General features: G+C 66.5%; 22 protein-coding genes. 12 read left to right on the top strand and 10 right to left on the bottom strand.

Features of this window, described 5'->3' with window-relative positions; genetic code table 11:
- Nucleotides 1-99 precede the first annotated feature (99 nt).
- Nucleotides 100-813: a class I SAM-dependent methyltransferase gene (locus IHE46_RS13845; RefSeq protein ID WP_192165219.1), complete on the top strand. Its 714-nt coding sequence runs from the start codon at nt 100-102 to the stop codon at nt 811-813.
- A 17-nt stretch (nt 814-830) separates the two neighbouring features.
- Here IHE46_RS13845 and IHE46_RS13840 read toward each other — a convergent pair whose 3' ends face one another.
- From IHE46_RS13840 to IHE46_RS13825, 4 genes are all read right to left on the bottom strand, one after another.
- Nucleotides 831-1,604, bottom strand: coding sequence for a class I SAM-dependent methyltransferase (locus tag IHE46_RS13840; protein ID WP_192165218.1), 774 nt, complete (start codon nt 1,602-1,604; stop codon nt 831-833).
- A gap of 443 nt (nt 1,605-2,047) precedes the next feature.
- Nucleotides 2,048-2,887, bottom strand: a complete 840-nt coding sequence (locus tag IHE46_RS13835) for a DUF3014 domain-containing protein (protein ID WP_192165217.1) — start codon at nt 2,885-2,887, stop codon at nt 2,048-2,050.
- Between the two features lie 64 nt (nt 2,888-2,951).
- Complete coding sequence (locus IHE46_RS13830) at nt 2,952-3,713, bottom strand: ABC transporter permease (RefSeq protein WP_192165216.1); 762 nt, start codon at nt 3,711-3,713, stop codon at nt 2,952-2,954.
- On the bottom strand, nt 3,710-4,660 hold the full coding sequence (locus tag IHE46_RS13825) for an ABC transporter ATP-binding protein (protein WP_192165215.1): 951 nt from the start codon (nt 4,658-4,660) through the stop codon (nt 3,710-3,712). The genes IHE46_RS13830 and IHE46_RS13825 overlap by 4 nt, the downstream gene beginning before the upstream one ends.
- Nucleotides 4,661-4,826: 166 nt before the next feature.
- Between IHE46_RS13825 and IHE46_RS13820 the strand changes: the two genes are divergently transcribed.
- The 6 genes from IHE46_RS13820 to IHE46_RS13795 all read left to right on the top strand — a co-directional run bounded on the left by IHE46_RS13820 (nt 4,827) and on the right by IHE46_RS13795 (nt 8,355).
- Entirely contained in the window at nt 4,827-5,279 is a 453-nt protein-coding gene (locus tag IHE46_RS13820; protein WP_192165214.1) for a MarR family transcriptional regulator, read from the top strand.
- 38 nt (nt 5,280-5,317) lie between these two features.
- Nucleotides 5,318-5,881 carry an isochorismatase family protein gene (locus IHE46_RS13815; protein ID WP_192165213.1) on the top strand — a complete coding sequence of 188 codons (564 nt, stop codon included), beginning with the start codon at nt 5,318-5,320 and terminating at the stop codon, nt 5,879-5,881.
- Between the two features lie 14 nt (nt 5,882-5,895).
- Nucleotides 5,896-6,225: a hypothetical protein gene (locus IHE46_RS13810; protein ID WP_192165212.1), complete on the top strand. Its 330-nt coding sequence runs from the start codon at nt 5,896-5,898 to the stop codon at nt 6,223-6,225.
- On the top strand, nt 6,222-7,457 hold the full coding sequence (locus tag IHE46_RS13805; protein ID WP_343230036.1) for an MFS transporter: 1,236 nt from the start codon (nt 6,222-6,224) through the stop codon (nt 7,455-7,457). Before IHE46_RS13810 ends, IHE46_RS13805 begins: the two co-directional genes overlap by 4 nt.
- Before the next feature lie 101 nt (nt 7,458-7,558).
- Nucleotides 7,559-8,020, top strand: a complete 462-nt coding sequence (locus IHE46_RS13800; protein ID WP_192165211.1) for an SRPBCC family protein — start codon at nt 7,559-7,561, stop codon at nt 8,018-8,020.
- 5 nt (nt 8,021-8,025) lie between these two features.
- On the top strand, nt 8,026-8,355 hold the full coding sequence (locus IHE46_RS13795) for a metalloregulator ArsR/SmtB family transcription factor (RefSeq protein WP_192165210.1): 330 nt from the start codon (nt 8,026-8,028) through the stop codon (nt 8,353-8,355).
- Between the two features lie 10 nt (nt 8,356-8,365).
- Here the strand turns inward: IHE46_RS13795 and IHE46_RS13790 are convergent, their stop codons facing one another.
- Complete coding sequence (locus IHE46_RS13790; RefSeq protein ID WP_192165209.1) at nt 8,366-8,728, bottom strand: YciI family protein; 363 nt, start codon at nt 8,726-8,728, stop codon at nt 8,366-8,368.
- A 170-nt stretch (nt 8,729-8,898) separates the two neighbouring features.
- Between IHE46_RS13790 and IHE46_RS13785 the strand changes: the two genes are divergently transcribed.
- From IHE46_RS13785 to IHE46_RS13770, 4 genes are all read left to right on the top strand, one after another.
- Nucleotides 8,899-9,540, top strand: a complete 642-nt coding sequence (locus IHE46_RS13785) for a dihydrofolate reductase family protein (RefSeq protein ID WP_192165208.1) — start codon at nt 8,899-8,901, stop codon at nt 9,538-9,540.
- Between the two features lie 157 nt (nt 9,541-9,697).
- Complete coding sequence (locus tag IHE46_RS13780) at nt 9,698-10,126, top strand: DUF2178 domain-containing protein (RefSeq protein ID WP_192165207.1); 429 nt, start codon at nt 9,698-9,700, stop codon at nt 10,124-10,126.
- Nucleotides 10,116-10,358 carry a helix-turn-helix transcriptional regulator gene (locus IHE46_RS13775; protein ID WP_225563046.1) on the top strand — a complete coding sequence of 81 codons (243 nt, stop codon included), beginning with the start codon at nt 10,116-10,118 and terminating at the stop codon, nt 10,356-10,358. Before IHE46_RS13780 ends, IHE46_RS13775 begins: the two co-directional genes overlap by 11 nt.
- Before the next feature lie 60 nt (nt 10,359-10,418).
- Entirely contained in the window at nt 10,419-10,775 is a 357-nt protein-coding gene (locus tag IHE46_RS13770) for an EF-hand domain-containing protein (RefSeq protein WP_192165206.1), read from the top strand.
- A gap of 156 nt (nt 10,776-10,931) precedes the next feature.
- On the opposite strand, the gene IHE46_RS13765 is transcribed toward IHE46_RS13770, so the two are convergent.
- Nucleotides 10,932-12,872 (bottom strand): M61 family metallopeptidase, encoded by a 1,941-nt coding sequence (locus IHE46_RS13765; protein WP_192165205.1) that lies wholly within the window; start codon nt 12,870-12,872, stop codon nt 10,932-10,934.
- A gap of 149 nt (nt 12,873-13,021) precedes the next feature.
- On the opposite strand from IHE46_RS13765, the gene IHE46_RS13760 reads away from it, so the two are divergent.
- Nucleotides 13,022-13,564, top strand: coding sequence for a DUF924 family protein (locus IHE46_RS13760; protein ID WP_192165204.1), 543 nt, complete (start codon nt 13,022-13,024; stop codon nt 13,562-13,564).
- 89 nt (nt 13,565-13,653) lie between these two features.
- Here the strand turns inward: IHE46_RS13760 and IHE46_RS13755 are convergent, their stop codons facing one another.
- The 4 genes from IHE46_RS13755 to IHE46_RS13740 form a co-directional block, all read right to left on the bottom strand.
- The gene (locus IHE46_RS13755; protein WP_192165203.1) at nt 13,654-15,921 is read right to left on the bottom strand and encodes a thiamine pyrophosphate-dependent enzyme; all 2,268 of its coding nucleotides are present in this window, start codon (nt 15,919-15,921) and stop codon (nt 13,654-13,656) included.
- A 35-nt stretch (nt 15,922-15,956) separates the two neighbouring features.
- Nucleotides 15,957-16,460, bottom strand: a complete 504-nt coding sequence (locus IHE46_RS13750; RefSeq protein WP_192165202.1) for a hypothetical protein — start codon at nt 16,458-16,460, stop codon at nt 15,957-15,959.
- On the bottom strand, nt 16,457-16,999 hold the full coding sequence (locus IHE46_RS13745; protein ID WP_192165201.1) for a GNAT family N-acetyltransferase: 543 nt from the start codon (nt 16,997-16,999) through the stop codon (nt 16,457-16,459). Before IHE46_RS13745 ends, IHE46_RS13750 begins: the two co-directional genes overlap by 4 nt.
- A 131-nt stretch (nt 17,000-17,130) precedes the next feature.
- Nucleotides 17,131-18,303, bottom strand: a complete 1,173-nt coding sequence (locus IHE46_RS13740; protein WP_192165200.1) for an acyl-CoA dehydrogenase family protein — start codon at nt 18,301-18,303, stop codon at nt 17,131-17,133.
- Nucleotides 18,304-18,387 lie beyond the last annotated feature (84 nt).

Raw genomic sequence — 18,387 nt, 5'->3', positions numbered from 1 at the left:
CGTGGCCGCAGGGCCCATCACGCGATCCGCGTGACAGCTGTCAATGGCGCCACCCTGGCGTCCACCGAACAATGGCCCATCTCGTCGGGAGGATAGGCCATGCAGGGGAAACCGCGGTTCGGCATCGACGCACCCACCTTGGTGCTCGGCTTCGCCATTGGCGGCCCGCTGCTGGTCGTATTGGGTTGCACCGCCAACCGTATCCTGCCGCCTGCACTGACGGGGACGATGATCGCCACCGGCGCCATCATGGCCGCGGAGGCCATACTGATGACGCTGAGCAGCCTGTACGGCAAGCGCATCTTGCTGCGACGCATGGTGGATTCGCTCGCGCTGCGCGGCGACGAACAGGCGCTGGACGTGGGTTGCGGGCGCGGCATGCTGCTGCTCGAAACCGCCGGCCACCTGCCGCGTGGCCGCACCACCGGGCTGGACTTGTGGAGCACACGCGACCAGAGCGGCAACGCCGCCGAGGCCACCGCGCGCAATGCCGAGCTGGCCGGCCTGCGCGAACGCGTGCAGATCGACACGGGCGACATGCGCCAGCTGCCCTATGCCGATGCCAGCTTCGACGTGATCGTCTCCAGCCTCGCCATCCACAACCTGCCCACCGAAACCGACCGCGAACAGGCCGTGCGCGAAATCGCCCGCGTACTCAAGCCAGGCGGCCGGCTGGCCCTGCTCGACTTCCGCCATACCGCGCACTACGCGCAGACGCTGCGCGAGGCCGGGCTCGACGTCCAGCGCTCCTGGCCGCTGTTCCTGATGTTTCCGTGGGTGTGGATCGTGCGCGGAAGCAAGGCCAGGCCCTGACGTCCGCGCGCCGATGCTTACTTCGCCGGCTTGCGGAAGCGGTAGACGAACTGGTCGGTGTGGCCGCGTATCGAGGGATCGAACACCTTCAAGGCGTGCGTATCGGCAGGATTGCGCAGCACGTCGCTTTCGCCGTCGAACACGAAACCGGCGGCTTCCACTTCCTGCTTCACCGTCGCAGGATCGATGCGATGCAGGGTGTTGGTGTCGGCCAAGCCCGAGCCGGCTGGTGCCACGTGGTCGATCACCACGAACACGCCGCCGGGCTTGAGCGCATCGAAGACCGCCTTGTCGAACTTGGCCATGTCCACCGGGCCCATGAACGGGTCGTGGTAATCGTGGTAGTTCTGCGCGGTGAACACCACGTCGACCTTGGCCGGTACGCTGAGCTGGGCGGCGGGTTGCTTGAGCAGGCTGATGTTGGCGTAGTGCGGGTCCGCCACCAGTTTTTCCAGCGCCGCCGTGTCTTCGGTATCCTCTTTCGCGTACTCGTTCGGCCAGACCGCATAGACGTGGCCCTTAGGCCCCACGATCCCGCTGAACACGCGCGTCCAATAGCCGCTGGCGGGTTCCAGCTCGAGTACCTTGCGCCCCGGTTTCACTTCGGCGAACACCATGACCGCGGCCATCTGGCGGCGCGCATCGTCGTCGCGCGCCGCGCCGCGCGCCGGGTCGTTCATCGCCGCGGTGACATAAGCCGGCACGGCCGAACCGGACGTGGCGGCAGGCAGGGCTGACGCTGCAGCCGGAAGGGCGAGCGCGAGCAACGCGGCGAGAACAGTCGGGCGCATGGGGGAACTCCGTTTTCAGCGAAGGGGAGCCGTATTGTGCGCTCTATTTGCCGTCACGCGAGGCGGCACGGTGCGCGACCGGAGCAGCAATGCCGAGCCGTGACCATGGCCGGAAAAATGTGCGCGAAACCTCATCCGGCAATTGTGCATATCGTGTGAATTCAGGTAGAGTACAGGTAACGGCCACACAGGGGTGGCCGAGGGGTGAAGCATGCATATGCCGCTGACCCGCTCCGCAGTGGAACGCGAAGTACGTAGGGTCGCAGGGATGCTCGCTGGAAAGACCTCCGTTGCACCGACGCCCATATGCCCGCCCGCAACGGCGCGCCCTTTGGTGTCGTGGTGCTCGGAAACGCACTCACGCCGTGCCGACGAAGACGCTCGCCGCGCACTGCTCTGCGAAATCGACTGAGCGCAGGCGAAGCCTCGGCTAGAACGCCTCTTCAGCCTTCTCGCGGTCCGGTCAGCGATGGCCGTACCGTGAGCAGGCCGCGGATCACGCGCAGCTTGACCTTCAGTTCGGCCTCGTTGGCCGGACCCAGCCGGAGCATCAGCTTCTGGCCTACCGACAGCGATTCCAGCGCAGGGTCGGCGTAGGTGTAGCGCCCGTTCGCAAGCCGCAATGCGGGGGCTTGGGGCAGCTGCGGCGCGGCCAGCATGTCGTCGATCGCCGCGATCAGGCGGTCGTTGAAATAACCCTTGGGATAGCCCAGTTCGCGGTACGCCTGCTGGAACAGCGGATAGTTGTGCACGTACCACGCCACCAGCGCGGAGGAATCGGCGCGCCGCACCACGGCCATGTAAGGCGCGTAGCGCTCGGTATTGCGCGGATCGGCGACGAGGGTGCCCTGCGTCTCACTGGCCATGAACGCGCCGCGCGGCGTGCGCAGCGGCAGGATGGACGCGCTGCCCAGCTCATGGCGCGGCAGCGCATCCACGGTGGCCACGATGTGGTTCACGATCTGCCGTGGCGACAGCAGATCCTGCAACCTGTCCCCGCCCAGTGCACGCAAGCCGGCGCCCACGCTGGCGTCGCTGCCGTCCAACGCGGGCAACGGCGCCGTGGACGTCGATGCAGGCACCTCGGCCTGGGCGATCGGGTGATGCGTAACGGCACTCGGCATCGCCGGACTCGCGGGCGCCGCTGCGGTGGATGCCGCCGCGGGCTCCGCGCCTGGCTGCATGAAACGGTGCGCCACATAGACGCCCCCCGCGACGACGAGCGCCACGACAATCACCACCGGTATCCAGTCGCTGATGTCCCGCTCGCGCCTGTTCGCCATCAGCCACCTCTGTACGTTGTACCAATAGAGGTTCGACAGGCCGGCGAACGAATCGTTCCGCGCGTCACACCTTCAACTTGTAGCCCGTCCTGAAGATCCACCAAACCGCCACGAGGCATAGCGCAAGGAAACCGAAGGTGGCGGCAAGACTGATGCCGACGCTGACGTCGGCCAGGCTGTAGAAACTCCAGCGGAAGCCCGAGATCAGGTATACCACCGGATTGAGCAGCGTCACCTTCTGCCAGAACGGCGGCAGCATGTGGATGGAGTAGAAACTGCCGCCAAGGAAGGTCAACGGCGTGATCACCATCAGCGGCACCACCTGCAGCTTCTCGAAGTTGTCCGCCCAGATGCCGATGATGAAACCGAGCAGGCTGAAGGTGATCGTGGTGAGCAGCAGGAAGGCCACCATCACCAGTGGATGCGCAATCGAGTAATCCACGAAAAAGCGCGCCGTGGCGAGAATGATGAGGCCCACGATGACCGCCTTGGTGGCCGCCGCCCCCACATAGCCAAGCACGATCTCCAGGAACGACAGCGGCGCGGAATGCACCTCGTAGATGGTGCCCACGAACTTCGGGAAATAGATGCCGAAAGACGCATTGGACACGCTCTGCATCAGCAGCGACAGCATCACCAGGCCAGGGATGATGAAGGCTGCGTAGCTGACGCCTTCCACGCTGGTGATGCGCGAGCCGATCGCCGAACCGAACACCACGAAATACAGCGAGGTGGAAACCACCGGCGAGGCGACGCTCTGCATCAGGGTGCGCCCGGTGCGGGCCATTTCGAAGCGGTAGATCGCGCGGATGCCGTACCAGTTCATGCGCCCTCCTTAACCAGTTGCAGGAAGATCTGCTCCAGCGTGTCCTGCCGCGTGCTGAGATCGCGGAAGCGGATGCCGGCCGCGGCCAGATCGGCCAGCAGCGCGGTGATGCCGGTGCGTTCGCCCTGGGTGTCGTAGTTGTAGACCAGCTCGTTGCCGCCGGCGGCCAGTTCCAGATGGTGCGATGCCAACGCGCCGGGCACCGCATCCAGCGGCTCGTGCAGTTGCAGCCGCAGCTGCTTGCGGCCCAGCTTGTGCATCAGTGCGGCCTTCTCCTCCACCAAGATCAGTTCACCCTTGCTGATCACGCCCACGCGGTCTGCCATCTCTTCGGCCTCCTCGATGTAGTGCGTGGTGAGCAGGATGGTGACGCCGTTCTCGCGCAGCCGGCGCACCATCGCCCACATGTCGCGGCGCAGCTCCACGTCCACGCCGGCGGTGGGCTCGTCGAGGAACAGCAGCTGCGGCTCGTGCGACAGCGCCTTGGCGATCATCACGCGCCGCTTCATGCCGCCGGAGAGCATCAGCATCTTGTTGTCGCGCTTGTCCCACAGCGAGAGCTCCCTCAGCAGTTGCTCGATATAGGCATCGTTCGGCGCCTTGCCGAACAGGCCGCGGCTGAAGCGCACGGTGTTCCACACCGTCTCGAAGGCATCCGTCTTGAGCTCCTGCGGCACCAGGCCGATCAGCGAACGCGTGGAACGCCAGTCGCGCACCACGTCGTGGCCATCCACCGTGATGCTGCCGGCACCCAGGTTGACGATGCCGCAGATGATGCTGATCAGTGTGGTCTTGCCGGCACCGTTGGGACCGAGCAAGGCGAAGATCTCGCCACGGCGGATTTCGAGGTCGATAGGCTTCAGCGCCTGGAAGCCGCCCGGATACACCTTGTCCAGTCCGCGCACGACCAGGATGTCGTCGCGCTCCGTTCGTGCCACCGCATTCATGCACGCCTCCCATGTTTCTTTGGCCGCCGGCAGGCCGCCAAGGACCTGAAATACTAAACCAATAGGTTCTGAAATCAACCGGCTAGTGCCGCACTGCATCGGCCGTCTTCATAAATATGAAGTTTACCTTTGCAGTTTTCCTGTTTATGTCCTACGATGCGCCATCATGAAGATCGTCCGCCACGACCCACGCATCGCCCAGGCCCAGGCCACCGCGCGCGAGCTGCGCGCGCTGGTCGGCAAGCTGAAACGCCAGCTGCGCGAAAAGGTCGGCGTCGAAGGACTCACGCTTTCGCAGATCACCGTGCTGATCCATCTGGAGCGCCAGGGCAGCGCCACGGTCAGCGAACTGGCCCGCGCCGAGAACGTGAAGCCGCAGTCGATGGGCGCCACCGTGGCCGGCCTGCAGGCACTGATGCTGATCGAAGGCGTGCCGGACCCCGGCGACGGACGGCGCACCCTGCTCTCGCTGACCAAGCTGGCGCACGAAAAAATCCGCGCCATCCGGACCGCCCGCGAGGACTGGCTGTTCCACGCCATCCGCGAGCGTTTCAACGCCAACGAACAGGACGCCCTCGCCCGCGGCGTCGAGCTGCTCAAGCGGCTGGCCGAAGGCTGACCGACCCATTCCACTTTCCATCCGACAAGGCCTCCCCCATGGCATTGACCACGCTCGACCCCAAGACCGCCCTCATCGTCATCGACATCCAAAAGGGCATCGTGCAACTGCCTTGTGCCTACCCCATGGCCGGGGTGATCGACCGCGTGGTCGAGATCACGCAAGCCTTCCGCAAACACAACGCACCCGTGGTGCTGGTGAACGTCGCCGGCGCCGCACCTGGCCGCAACGAGCAACCGAAGCGGATGGGCGACCTGCCGGCGGACTGGGCCGAACTGGTACCCCAACTGGACGTACAGGCAAGCGATCACCGCGTCACCAAGCGCACCTGGGGGGCGTTCATGCACACCGATCTGCACGAACACCTGCAGAAACTCGAGGTGACCCAGGTCGTGATCGTGGGCGTGGCCACCAGCATCGGCGTGGAATCTACCGCGCGCCAGGCCTCCGAGCTCGGCTACAACGTCACTGTTGCCACCGATGCGCTGAACGACCTGAACGCCGAGGCGCACACGAACAGCGTGGCGCGCATCTTCCCGCGTCTGGGCGAGACCGGCAGCACGGCCGAGGTCATCGCCTTGCTCGCAAGCAGCCGCGGCTGAGCCGGAGGCGCCCCATGTCCTGGCTCCACTTCGTGTCATGGTTCTTCGGCGGCGCACTGCTCGCCAATGCCGTGCCCCACGCGGTCAGCGGCTTGATGGGGCGCGCGTTCCAGAGCCCCTTCGCGAAGCCGCGCGGCGAGGGGCTCTCGTCTTCGGTGACTAACGTGTGGTGGGGCTTTCTCAATCTCGCGCTTGCCTACGGGCTGCTGGCGCACGTGGGCAGCTTCGACACGCATGACATCGCATGCCTGGCCACGGCATTCGCCGGCGCTTTGCTGCTGAGTCTTTGCATGGCGCGCCACTTCGGCCGCTTCAACGGCGGCAACGCACCGGAACGCACGTGAGCGCGAAGGGCCCCGGCATGTTCGGCTCGCTGCGCATCCGGAACTACCGCGTATGGGCCGGCGGCGCGCTGGTGTCCAACGTCGGCACGTGGATGCAACGCGTGGCGCAGGACTGGCTGGTGCTCACCATCCTCACCCATCGCAATGCCAGTGCGATGGGTGTGGTCATGGCCCTGCAGTTCGGCCCGCAGCTGCTGCTGTTGCCGTGGAGCGGCTATGCCGCCGACCGCTTCGACCGCCGCAAGCTGCTGATCGGCACCCAGGCCGCGCTCGGTCTGCTGGCGCTGGGCCTGGGCCTGGTGACGGTCACGGGCGTGGTCACGCTGTGGCAGGTGTATGTGTTCGCCCTGCTGCTCGGCTGCGTCTCCGCATTCGACGCGCCGGTGCGGCAAGTCTTCGTCAACGAACTGGTGGGCGACGAATACCTGGCCAATGCGGTATCGCTCAACTCCACCTCGTTCAACGCCGCACGCATGATCGGACCGGCCGTGGCCGGCCTGCTGATCGCCGTCGTGGGTTGCGGCTGGGTGTTCCTCATCAACGCCGCTTCGTTCGCCGGCGTGCTGGCTTCGCTGATGCTGCTGCGCGTGGACCAGTTGCACGGCAGCGAGCGAAGGTCGCGCAAGGTCGGCGGCATCGCCGAAGGTTTCCGCTACGTGTGGCAGCGGCCCGACCTGATGGCCGTGCTGGTGATGCTGTTTCTGATCGGCACCTTCGGCCTCAACTTCCCCATCTTCATCTCGACCATGTCACTCGCCGCCTTCCACGGCGGAGCCGGGCAATACGGCCTGCTCACCTCGGCGTTCGCCGTCGGCTCGGTGGCTGGCGCGCTGTATTCCGCGTACCGCAGCCGACCGGGCATGTCCCTGCTCTGCACGGCTGCCGCCGCATTCGGCGTGGGCTGCATGCTGGCGGCAGTGGCACCGAACGAAGGACTGTTCGCCGCTGCCCTGGTGCTGACCGGTCTCGCCGCGCTGACGTTCGCCACCGGCACCAACAGCCTGATGCAGCTCACCACGGAACCGGCCATGCGCGGACGCGTGATGGCCCTGCGCATCGCCGTCGCCATGGGCGGCACGCCGATCGGCGCACCCATCGTCGGCTGGATCGCCGACCACTTCGGCCCGCGCTGGGCACTGGGCGTCGGCGCAGCCTCGGGCATGGCCGCGATGCTGGTGGCGCTGCGCTACATGGCCGGCCTGCGGGTACAGCGCGCGGAAGCGCAAGCCTGACACCGGCCACGCCGCATCAAGCAACCATATAGTTGCATTTCTTCCGACGGGATCGTAATGTGCAACCACAAGGTTGCATTCATCCACTCCGGAGAAACCGCATGAACACGAGCACCGACCGCATCGAGCGACAGATTCTGCTGCAGGCCACGCGCGACAAGGTCTGGCATGCGCTGGTCGACGCCGAAAGCTTCGGCGACTGGTTCGGCATGAAACTGCAAGGCGAACGCTTCGTCGCCGGCAAGACCACCAGCGGCCACCTCACCTACCCCGGCTACGAGCACCTGCTGTGCGAGTTGCAGATCGAGCGCGTCGAGCCCAAGCACCTGTTCTCGTACCGCTGGCATCCCTACGCCATCGATCCGAACAGCAACTATGCGCACGAACCGACCACGCTGGTGGAATTCGTGCTGGAAGACCATGCCGACGGCATCCTGCTGCGCCTTTCCGAATCCGGCTTCGACCACATCCCGCTGGCGCGTCGCGCCGAGGCCTACCGCATGAACAGCGGCGGCTGGGACCAGCAGATGCAGAACATCCAGCGCTACCTGGCCGGGCACTGAGCACCATGACGAAAACCCCCGCCTGGCAGAAAACCGCCCCCGTGTTCGCCGCGTTGGGCGACACCACGCGGCTGCGGCTGCTCGCCGCGTTGTGCGCCGGCGGCGCGCTGTCCATCGCGCAGCTCACCGCCGGCACCGCCATCACCCGGCAGGCCGTCACCAAGCATCTGCTGGTGCTGGCCGACGCCGGGTTGGTGCGCGACAGTTGGCAGGGGCGCGAGCGGCTGTGGGAACTGGAGCCGTCGCGGCTGGACGAAGCGCGCCGCTCGCTGGACGCGATTGCGGCGCAGTGGGATCAGGCGCTGGCACGCCTGAAACGCTTCGTCGAACGCTGAGGCGGCCGCTTCACGCCGCCTCGGCGCAGTGCTCCATCACCTGCCGCACTTCGCACTCGATCTCCCACTCGTCGCCGTGCACCTCCAGGAAGCGGCGGGTGATCTCCAGCGCTTCGTCCATCGAGTCGGCCTGCAGCATGGCATAGCCGGCCACCACTTCCTTCGACTCGGTGAACGGCCCGTCGATCACCGTCTGCCGGCCGCGTGCCAGGCGCACGCGCTTGCCTGCGGTCGAAGGGGTCAAGCCCGCGGTGTCCAGCAGCGAACCCGCTGCAGTCAGCTCCGCCATCAATTTCCCCATGTCCTCCATCAGCCGTGCGCTGGGCTGCTGGCCGGCGCGCTCGTTGATCCTTACCATCGAAAGGAATCGCATCGTGTCTCTCCTGTAGGCGTATCGGTGACGCAAGGCGTGCGGCACTCGCTTGGACGACGAACGGCCCAGCGGCGAATCGACAAACCGCCAGTCGCCCGAAAGACCGCCGCTTTGCTTCCGGCAAGCCGGACGCGATACAAAGCGCACGGAGCATCGATCAAGGGCATCCCATGAGCAGGGTTCGTGTCGCCGCTTTCTCGCTTTCGCTGGACGGTTTCGGCGCAGGCGTCGAACAGAGCCTCGACGACCCGCTGGGCAAGCGCGGCATGGAACTGCACCAGTGGTTCTTCGGTACGCGCACGTTCCACGCGATGATCGGCAAGCCAGGAGGCGCGCAGGACGTGGACGATGCCTACGCAGTGCGTTCCATGCACGGCGTAGGTGCCTTCATCCTCGGCCGCAACATGTTCGGCCCGGTGCGCGGACCGTGGCCGGACGAATCGTGGAAAGGCTGGTGGGGCGACGATCCGCCCTACCACGCGCCGACCTTCGTGCTCACCCATTATCCGCGGCAGCCGATCGTGATGGCCGGAGGCACCACCTTCCACTTCGTCACCGAGGGCATCGAGGCCGCGCTCGAACAGGCGCGCGCGGCGGGCGGCGGCAAGGACGTGAAGATCGGCGGCGGCGTGAGCACGGTGCGTCAGTACCTGCAGGCCGGCCTGGTGGACGAATTGCACTTCGCCATTTCCCCGGTCGTGCTGGGCCGTGGCGAGGCCATGTTCGAGGGGTTGGATCTGCCGGCGCAGGGCTTCCGCGTGACCGAGCACGTGGCCACGCCTTTGGCTACCCATGTGGTGCTTGCTCGATAGGTACAGGCATTCCCCGCGTCCGGTCGATACCCCGAGCCGGGGAGTGCCGGCGCTCGATCCAAAGGAACAGCAAAGTAGGCATCAAGAATTACTTGCTTGACATCATGTCAAAAATATCTAACATTAAGTACACCATAATTAACCCAAGGGGAAATCCATGTCGTCACTCGAGAAACGCGCCTGGCTGGCCCTGTGGAGCCAGTGCCCACCCTATGTCGTCTATTTCCTGATCCAGGCGGAATGCCCGATGTGGCTGACCACGTTTCTGGAACGCATCGCCTGCCTCGCGATCGTCGCCAGCGTGCACGCCATCGCCTACCTGGTCGGACTGATGCTGCTGAAACGGAAGGAGCGCGGCGAGGAACTGCTGCTGGACGAACGCGACCACGCCATCGACGCGCGCGCCACCCGCGTCGCCTACTTCGTGATGCTGATCGGCATGATCGTGGTCGGCGTGGTGATGCCCTTCAGCGATACGGGCTGGAAGATCACCAACACCGCCCTGTTCGCCATCGTACTGGCCGAGACGGTGCGTTACGTGCTGATCGTGATGGGCTACCGCCGGAGGCCGCGCCTTGCCCACTGAATCGCTCACCAACGAGGTGCGCCTGCTGCGCTTCCTCGCCCAGGACATGACGCAGGCCGAGCTGGGCCAACGCGTGGGCCTCACGCGCCAGACCATTGCCGCCATCGAGCAGGGCCGCTATTCGCCCTCGCTGGAAGTGGCCTTCCGCATCGCCGACGTGTTCGGCAAACGGCTGGACGAGGTGTTCCACTGGCATCCCGGCGGCGCCCCGCCCCCCGGTCACGAACAATAGGCCCTTGTTCGCGTCATGCTAGCCTGGCACGGACCGGACACGTGCCAGCCACTTCGCAGCATGACCGGCCTTGCCTCGCAGGAGATCGCCATGCCACGTCTTGCCCTCGTGTTCGGCCTCGTACTCCTCGCCACTGGCCTGCCGGTGTGCCTGCATGCCCAGACCGGGCTGAACGGCATCGTTCGCGGCGTGACGGATCTCGACAAGAGTTTCGACGCAGCCGACAGGAACCACGACGGCAAGCTCAGCAAGGCCGAGGCACAGGCCGGGTCCGTCGCGTTCATCACCACTCATTTCGATGCGATCGATGTCCATCACACCGGCTTCGTGACCAAGGCCGACGTACACGCCTACATCGCACACATGCTGATGCGCTCGCAGCCTGCGCCGGGCTCGTCCGCAGGCAAGCCACGGTAGACACGGGTCACGGCAGGCCGGCAACGACACCTGCGCCTCGCCGCGCTGTCGTTGCCAGGCAGCACTCATGGAGCAGAGGCCGGGGCGACGTCATAGGACTTCCCGGCCTCTGCGCGATGGGACATGCACGGGCTTGTGCGCCGTGCGAATCGAGCGTTACTTCCTCGCCGCGATGATCTGGTCGAGGTAATCCGGCGTGCCGGCGATGCGCTCCAGGTGCGGATACTGCAGGCCGTCGTGATAGTCCACCGGCACGGTCAGCAGGCTGCCCTGGAATTTCAGCAGCAGCTTGATCGGCGCCTTGTCGGTCTTGGCGGCGGCGATGGCCACCTTCAGCACCTCGCGCGAATACGTCTGCCCGTTCACCGCCACCAGCGTGGCGCCGGTGCTCACGCCGGCCTTGAACGCAGGACCGCCCCAGCGCACGTCGTTGACGTCGCCGCTCCGGGTCAGCGTCATGCCGATCGACCATGCGAAGTTGTACATGTGGCGCGAGGATTGCGGACGGCTGTCGTACTGCTTTTCGATTTCGGTGGGCTTGTCGGTATAGACTAGCTTCCAGCCCGCGGCGGCCAGGCCGTCCTGCAGCGGCGGATTCACCACGGTGGCGTGCGCACGCAGGAAACCCGCCCAGTCGTACTTCGCCACGCCGTCGAGCGCGGCCACCACGTCGTCGAAGGTATAGGTCTTCGTCACGAAACTGCCGTCGTCCACGCCGAAGAAGGCCTGCGCGAAATCGTCCAGCGACTTCTTGCCGTGCGTGAGTTCGTGCAGCTTGGCGTCCACCGACAACCACATCATCTGGCCGCCGCTGTAGTAGTCCTCGCTCATCTGCCAGCTGCGGTACGGCAAGGGGGAGCGGTGCGCGGCGGTGGCGTCGTTGGTGGTGTCCTCGAGCGAGCGCCACTGGAAGCCAGGGCGGTTGCGTTCGTAGTTCGCCGCCACCATCGCCAGCGACTCGCGGAACTGCTCGGGCGTCCACAACCCGGAACGCGCGGTGAGCACGAAGCCCCAGTACTGCGTCTGACCCTCGTACACCCACAGCAGCGAATCGCCCATCGGCACGTTGAAATTGGGCGTCCACAAGTCCGCAGGACGGCGGAACTTGCCGTTCCACGAATGTACGTATTCGTGCGCCAGCAGGTCGCGGTTCGGCGCGTCGTCATCCCACGCGGTGAAGTAGTCCGCGCCCATGCCGTCCTCGCTGGACTGGTGGTGCTCCAGGCCGTTGCCGGAAAGCACGTCGGACAGCGAGAACAGGAAGTCGTAGTGGTCGTAATGGTGCGAACCGAACAGCTTCACCGCCTGCGTCACCAGCGCGCGATGCTGCGCGAGCTGCTCGGGCGTGATCTCCATGTACTTCGGCGCATCGGCCACGATGTCGAGATGCACCGGCCCGGCGCTCCCCGGATTCAAGTCCACGCGCTTGAAATAGCGGCCCGCATAGATCGGGGAGTCGACCAGCGTGTTGTAGGTGAGCGGCTTGAACGTGGTTTCGTCGCCCGACTGCGAAGCCGTCTCCAGCGCGCTGCCGAACTGCCAACCCTGCGGCAGGCTCACGCTGGGTTCGACGTGGATGCCGCGCGTGTAATAGCCCGCCGGATACAGGGACATCTTGTCCCACTCCAGCATCAGCATGCGGTCGGTCATCTCGTAACCGCCGTCGTCGCGCGGCGAGAGGTATTGGAAATCCGCATCGAGACTGGTGACGCCCGCGGGCACATCCAGGTGGAAGGCGTAGACGTCGTACTTGTCGCGCGTCCACGTCACCGGCTTGCCGTTGGCACTGAGCTTCAGCCCCGCCAGCATCGCGATCGGGCCGCTGGGCGAATGGTTGCCGGGAATCCATTCCGGATACAGCAGGGTGAGCTTGCCGGCCTGCACCGGGATCGTCTCGTGCACGCGGAAGATGCCCTGCCGCGTGTCGCTGGCATCGACGTGGATGGCGATGGTGCCCGGGTACGGCGTGTCCTGCGGCACCGGCACCTGCGTGCTGGACGACACCTGTGCGGAAACCGCGCCGGCGGCAAGCGCCAGCGACACGGCCAGGGCGAGGCGCGCGGCGGCATGCGGTTTTGCGGGCGTGGCGAAGGACATGGCAGGCACCTGCGGGCAGTGGGAATTCCCCCAACTTATCACCACCGCCGAGCGTTGCGAGGGTGCCAAGCGGCACAGGTTGCGCCTGTGCCACCATGCCACGCATCGCCCCGGAGCCCGTCGAGCGGCTCTCAACGAGGAATCCCGGCATGAGCATCGCCATCCAACCGCAGGACGTCGTCCGTTTCTGGCACGAAGCCGGCCCCGACAAATGGTTCGCCAAGGACGACGACTTCGACCGCGCCTTCATCAAGGGTTACCAGGCGGCGCACATGGCTGCCGCGCGACGCGAACTGGACGGCTGGATGGACCAGGCCGAAGGCGCACTGGCGCTGCTGATCCTGCTCGACCAGTTCCCGCGCAACGCCTTTCGCGGCACGGCGCATATGTTCGCCACCGACCCGCTGGCGCTGGCTTTCGCACGACAGGCGGTGGCGCGCGGCCACGACCGCGCGGTGGATGCCGCGCTGCGCGTGTTCTTCTACCTGCCCTTCGAGCACAGCGAGGCCCCGGCCGATCAGGAGCAGGCGGTGGCGCTGTGCGCCGGGCTGGGCGATTACGGCAGGTACGCCGGCATCCACCGCGACGTGATCGCGCGTTTCGGGCGCTTCCCGCATCGCAACGCGGTACTTGGCCGCGAAACCACGATCGAGGAACGGACGTTCCTCGATGACGGCGGCTTCTCGGGCTGAAGGGATAGCAGCGCACCCTGCACGCGAATGCTCCTGCATCGATCAGCGTGCAAGGCATTCGCGCACCGGGTGCGCTTCCGCGTAGGGCGTCAGGCGAGCTTGCGCGCGGCGGCCACCACGTCAGCATCGCCCGGCAGCACCAGGAAGGCGGCGCCGGCCAGCGGGGTGAAGGTATCCGCGCCCACCACGCGCTCCAGCGGCGTGGCACCCAGGCCAGATTCGACAATCGCGGTGATGACGCCCTCGCCCACGCCCGCGCTCTTGCGACCCTCGTCCAGCACGATGATGCGCTTGGCGCCCTTCGCCTGCGCGGCGATGAAGGCGTCGTTGAGCGGCGCCAGCCAGCGCAGGTCGACCACGCGCACCTTCCAGCCCAGTTCCTGCTCGATGGTGCGCGCGGCGCGCAGCGCCATCGTCACGCCGTTGCCGAAGGTGAAGACCACGAGGTCCTTCGCCTTCTCGTTGTAGACGCGGCCCTCGCCCAGCGTCATTGCCTCGCCCGGTGCGGGATAGGCGAACTGCCACTGCCCGTCGCCGGCCTCGTACAAGTCCTTGGTCATGTACAGCGCAATGGGCTCGAGGAAGGCGCACACGCGGCCGTCCACCTTGGCCAGCGCGGTGAGCGTGCGCAGCATGGTCGCCGCGTCGTCGCCGCGCGAGGCACAGCCGACCACGAGGCCCGGGATGTCGCGCAGCGCGGCGATCGAATTGTCGTTGTGGAAGTGGCCGCCGAAGCCGCGCTGGTAGCCCAGCGAGGCCACGCGCATCACCAGCGGGTTGCGGTACTGGTCGTTGGAGAAGAACTGCAGGCTGGCCGCCTCGCCGCGGATCTGGTCGCCCGCGTTGTGGAAGTACGCGAGGTACTGGATCTCCGGGATCGGCAGCATGCCCATGTTGGCGTAGCCCTGCGCCAGGCCGAGGATCACGGTCTCGTCCAGCAGGGTATTGAACACGCGCGTGTTCTTGAACGCCTTGTGCAGGCCCTTGGTCACCGTGTACACGCCGCCCTTCTGCGCCACGTCCTCGCCGAACAGCAGCGATTCGGGATACTTGGCCATGACGTCGTGCAGCGCCTGGCCGATCTGGATGGCCAGATGACGCGGCGGCTGGTTTTCCGGCAGCTTCGCTTCGCCGCCGAAGGCCTTGAGGCGCGCGTCGGCATAGTCGGTGCGTTCGGCTTCGGCCTTCACCGCGGCCGGCGTGTACGGCGCGAGCGGCTTCATCACGTCGTCGAGGCGGTCCAGCTTCGGACGGCGATCGGCTTCTTCTGCCGCGGCGAAGCAGCGCTTGCGGATGGTTTCGTTGAGTTCGAGCAACGAAGCCTTGGTGTACAGGCCCGACTCCAGTGCGATGGCCGCCGAACGCAGCAGCGGATCGGTGGCTTCCAGCGCCACCAGCTCCTCGATGCTGCGCCACTCGATCTCGAAGTCGGTGCCGGCGTGGCCCATGATGCGGGTGGTCCTGACGTGCAGGAAGGTAGGCCGGCGCGTGCTGCGGCAATGCTCCACCGCGCGCTGTATCTGTCCGTAGCCTTCGGCAAGGTCGAGGCCGTCGGCGAAGAAATAGTCGAGGTCGGCGCGACGCTGGAAATTGTTCGCCACCCAGCCGGTCGGCGTCTTCACCGAGATGCCGATGCCATTGTCTTCGCACACGAACAGCACGGGCGCGGGCAGCTTCTGGTAGGCCGTCCACGCCGCGGCGTTGAACGCGGTCTGCGCGGTGGCGTGGTTGCTGGAGGCATCGCCGAACGAGCAGATGGCGATGGAATCGTCGGGAATCGGCAAGGTGTGGCCGATGCGCTTCGCGTGGTCGATGGCGACGGCGGTGCCCAGCGCCTTGGGCAGGTGCGAGGCGATGGTGGAGGTCTGCGGCAGTACCCAGAGCGGCTTGCTGCCCCACACCTTGTGGCGGCCGCCGGAGGCCGGGTCGTCCTTGCTGGCGGCGAACGACAGCGCCGAATCCATCACCGGGTCCATGCCCGGCAGCTTGCGGAAACGCTCGGCCATGAAGCCGCCGCTGCGGTAGTGCAGGAAGGCCGGGTCGGTGTGGCGGGTCAGCCGCGCCACCATCGCGTTGCCTTCGTGGCCGCTGGAGCCGATGGTGTAGAACACTTTGTTTTGCACGCGCAGCACGCGTGCCATCAGGTCGAGATGGCGCGAGATCAGCTGCGACTCCAGCAGCTCGCGGAAGCCGCGCGCGTCGAGCGCGCTGCCCGGAAGCACCGGCGCGTCGTCGCGCGGCGCGGTGCGCACCTCGCCCCGCCACTCGTTGACGAACTCGGTGAAATTCTGGTCGACGATCTCGGCGCGGTTGAAGCCCTTGTGGCGGGCGGCGATGGGAGCTGGCGTGGTGGTCATGGCGGTGTCGGTTCGATAGGAACGGCGCGTGGCCGTCAGGAAGAGGAAACGATGGAGAGCACGGAAGGCTGGCGCAGCCGGCGCAGCGCTGCGGCACGGTCGCGGTCCTTGTCGCGGCCGAAGGATTCGAAGATGCGGATCTGGTCGTCCAGCGTAGGCACCGGCACGGCCATGCCCTGCAGCCCGGCCAGCACCAGCCGGCCCGGCGACACCGGCTGCCAGCCCTCGCCCTGGTCGAGTTCCAGGCCGCCCATCACCTCCACCGGCATGCCGGGGAAGCGGAAGCGGGCGAAGTGCGAACGGAAGCGGCCGTCGTCGGCCGGCGCATGCGCGGCATCGCGTCGATCGGCCCACAGCGTCGCCAGCGTTTCGGCATCGGCGCGCGAAACCAGCACGTCGACATCGGCCACGCTCACCTCGGCGCCAAGCAAGCGCGCGGCCGCACTGCCGATCAGGCACCACGGCTCGACGCAATGCACGTGCAGGTCGGGCACCAGCTCGGCGAGCGTGACGAACAGCGCGGGCGGTACGTGGCTCATGCGCGGCGGCGCAACCAGGCTTCGCGGCTCTGGCCCCAGATCTCGACCGGCCATTCGTGGAACGGCTCGGGCAGGCGCCCCGGCCTGAGCAGGCTCGAACCCAGCCGCCGTGCGACGTGCTGCGACGCGGTGTTGTCCGGCACGATGGTGTGGATTACCTCGCTCCAGCCCAGGTGCGCGAAGGCCCAGTCGATCGCGGCGGTCGCGCCCTCGGTCGCATAGCCCTTGCCCCAGGTTTCGCGCAGCAGCCCCCAGCCGACTTCGGTGCCGGGCCAGCCCTCGGGACACCATGGCCCCAGCCGGCCGACCCAGCGGCCGCTCGCCTTCTCGATCACCGAGAACATGCCGTAACCCTGCATCGCCCAGGCGCCGGCCATCGAAAGAAAGCCGCGCCAGGCCACCGGGCGCGGCTGCGGGCCGCCGATGTGGCGGGCATTCTCTTCGTCGCCCATCAGCGCAGCCCAGCCTTCGAAATCCTCCGGCTGGGTGGGACGCAGGATCAGGCGTTCGGTTTCGATGCGGATGTCCGGCAGGTGCAAGATCGGGTTCCTGAAAGCCCCTCTCCCGCCGGGAGAGGGGTTGGGGTGAGGGTCCGGCTGGAACGCAGCGCTCCGATCGCACCCTCATCCGCCCTACGGGCACCTTCTCCCAGCGGGAGAAGGGACAAGAATCAGAACGCGTTGATGCCCGTCAGCTCGCGCCCCACCACCAGCTCGTGCACCGTCTCGGTGCCTTCGTAGGTGATGACCGATTCCAGGTTCAGCGCATGGCGGATCGCGCCGTGTTCGGTGGTGATGCCCGCGCCGCCGAGGATGTCGCGGCACTGGCGCGCGATGTCGATGGCCATGCGGCAGTTGTTCCACTTGGCCAGCGAGACCTGGGTGGGCTGCATGGTGCCGGCGTCCTTGAGGCGACCCAGCTGCAGGGAGAGCAGCTGCGCGGTGGTGATGCGGCGGGCCATGTCGGCGAGCTTGAGCTGGATCGCCTGGTTCGAGGCCAGCGGACGACCGAACAGCACGCGCTCCTGCGTGTAGTCGATCACTTCCTTCAGGCAGGCCTGCGCGGCGCCGATCGGGCCCCAGGTGATGCCGTAGCGTGCCTGCGTGAGGCAGCCCAGCGGACCCTTCAGGCCCTTCACGTTGGGCAGGCGGTTGGCGTCCGGCACGCGCACGTTGTCGAGGAACAGCGCGCTGGTGACCGAGGCGCGCAGGCTCATCTTCTTGTGGATCTGCTGGGCGGTGAAACCCTTGCTGTCGGTCGGCACGATGAAGCCCTGGATGCCGTCTTCGGTCTGCGCCCACACCACGGCGATCTGCGCGAGATTGCCGTTGGTGATCCACATCTTGGCGCCGTTGATGACCCAGTCGCCGCCGTCCTTCTTGGCGTTGGTCTTCATGTTGGCCGGATCGGAGCCGCCGTGCGGTTCGGTGAGGCCGAAGCAGCCGATGATCTCGCCCGCCGCCATCTTCGGCAGGTATTCCATCTTCTGCTCTTCGCTGCCGTAGGCGTAGATCGGGTACATCACCAGCGAGCTCTGCACCGAGGCGAAGCTGCGCAGGCCCGAGTCGCCGCGCTCCAGCTCCTGGCAGATCAGGCCGTAGCTCACGCCGTTCATGCCGGCGCAGCCGTACTTTTCCGGAATGGTCGCGCCGAGCAGCCCGAGGCTGGCGATTTCCGGAATCAGCTCGGACGGGAACCGCGCCTGGTCGAAGGCGTCGCCGATGATGGGCAGCACCTTCTCGTCGACGAAACGGCCGACGGTGTCCTGCACCATGCGCTCCTCGTCGGAGAGCAACGAGCGGACGTCGTACAGGTCGAGCGGATTCAGGCGGACAGCGGCCATGGGCGTTCCAGTTCCGGTGATGGGGTGGGAACCCGCGATTCTACCCGGGGCGGCCCCGCCGGTCATCGTTGTGCGGCGCGCCGC

The organism is Rhodanobacter sp. DHG33 (genome assembly GCF_014843005.1).
In the GTDB taxonomy this organism is placed as follows: domain Bacteria; phylum Pseudomonadota; class Gammaproteobacteria; order Xanthomonadales; family Rhodanobacteraceae; genus Rhodanobacter_A.
The sequence above is the reverse complement of the archived record's forward strand: the minus strand, read 5'-3'. Positions and strand labels throughout refer to the sequence as shown.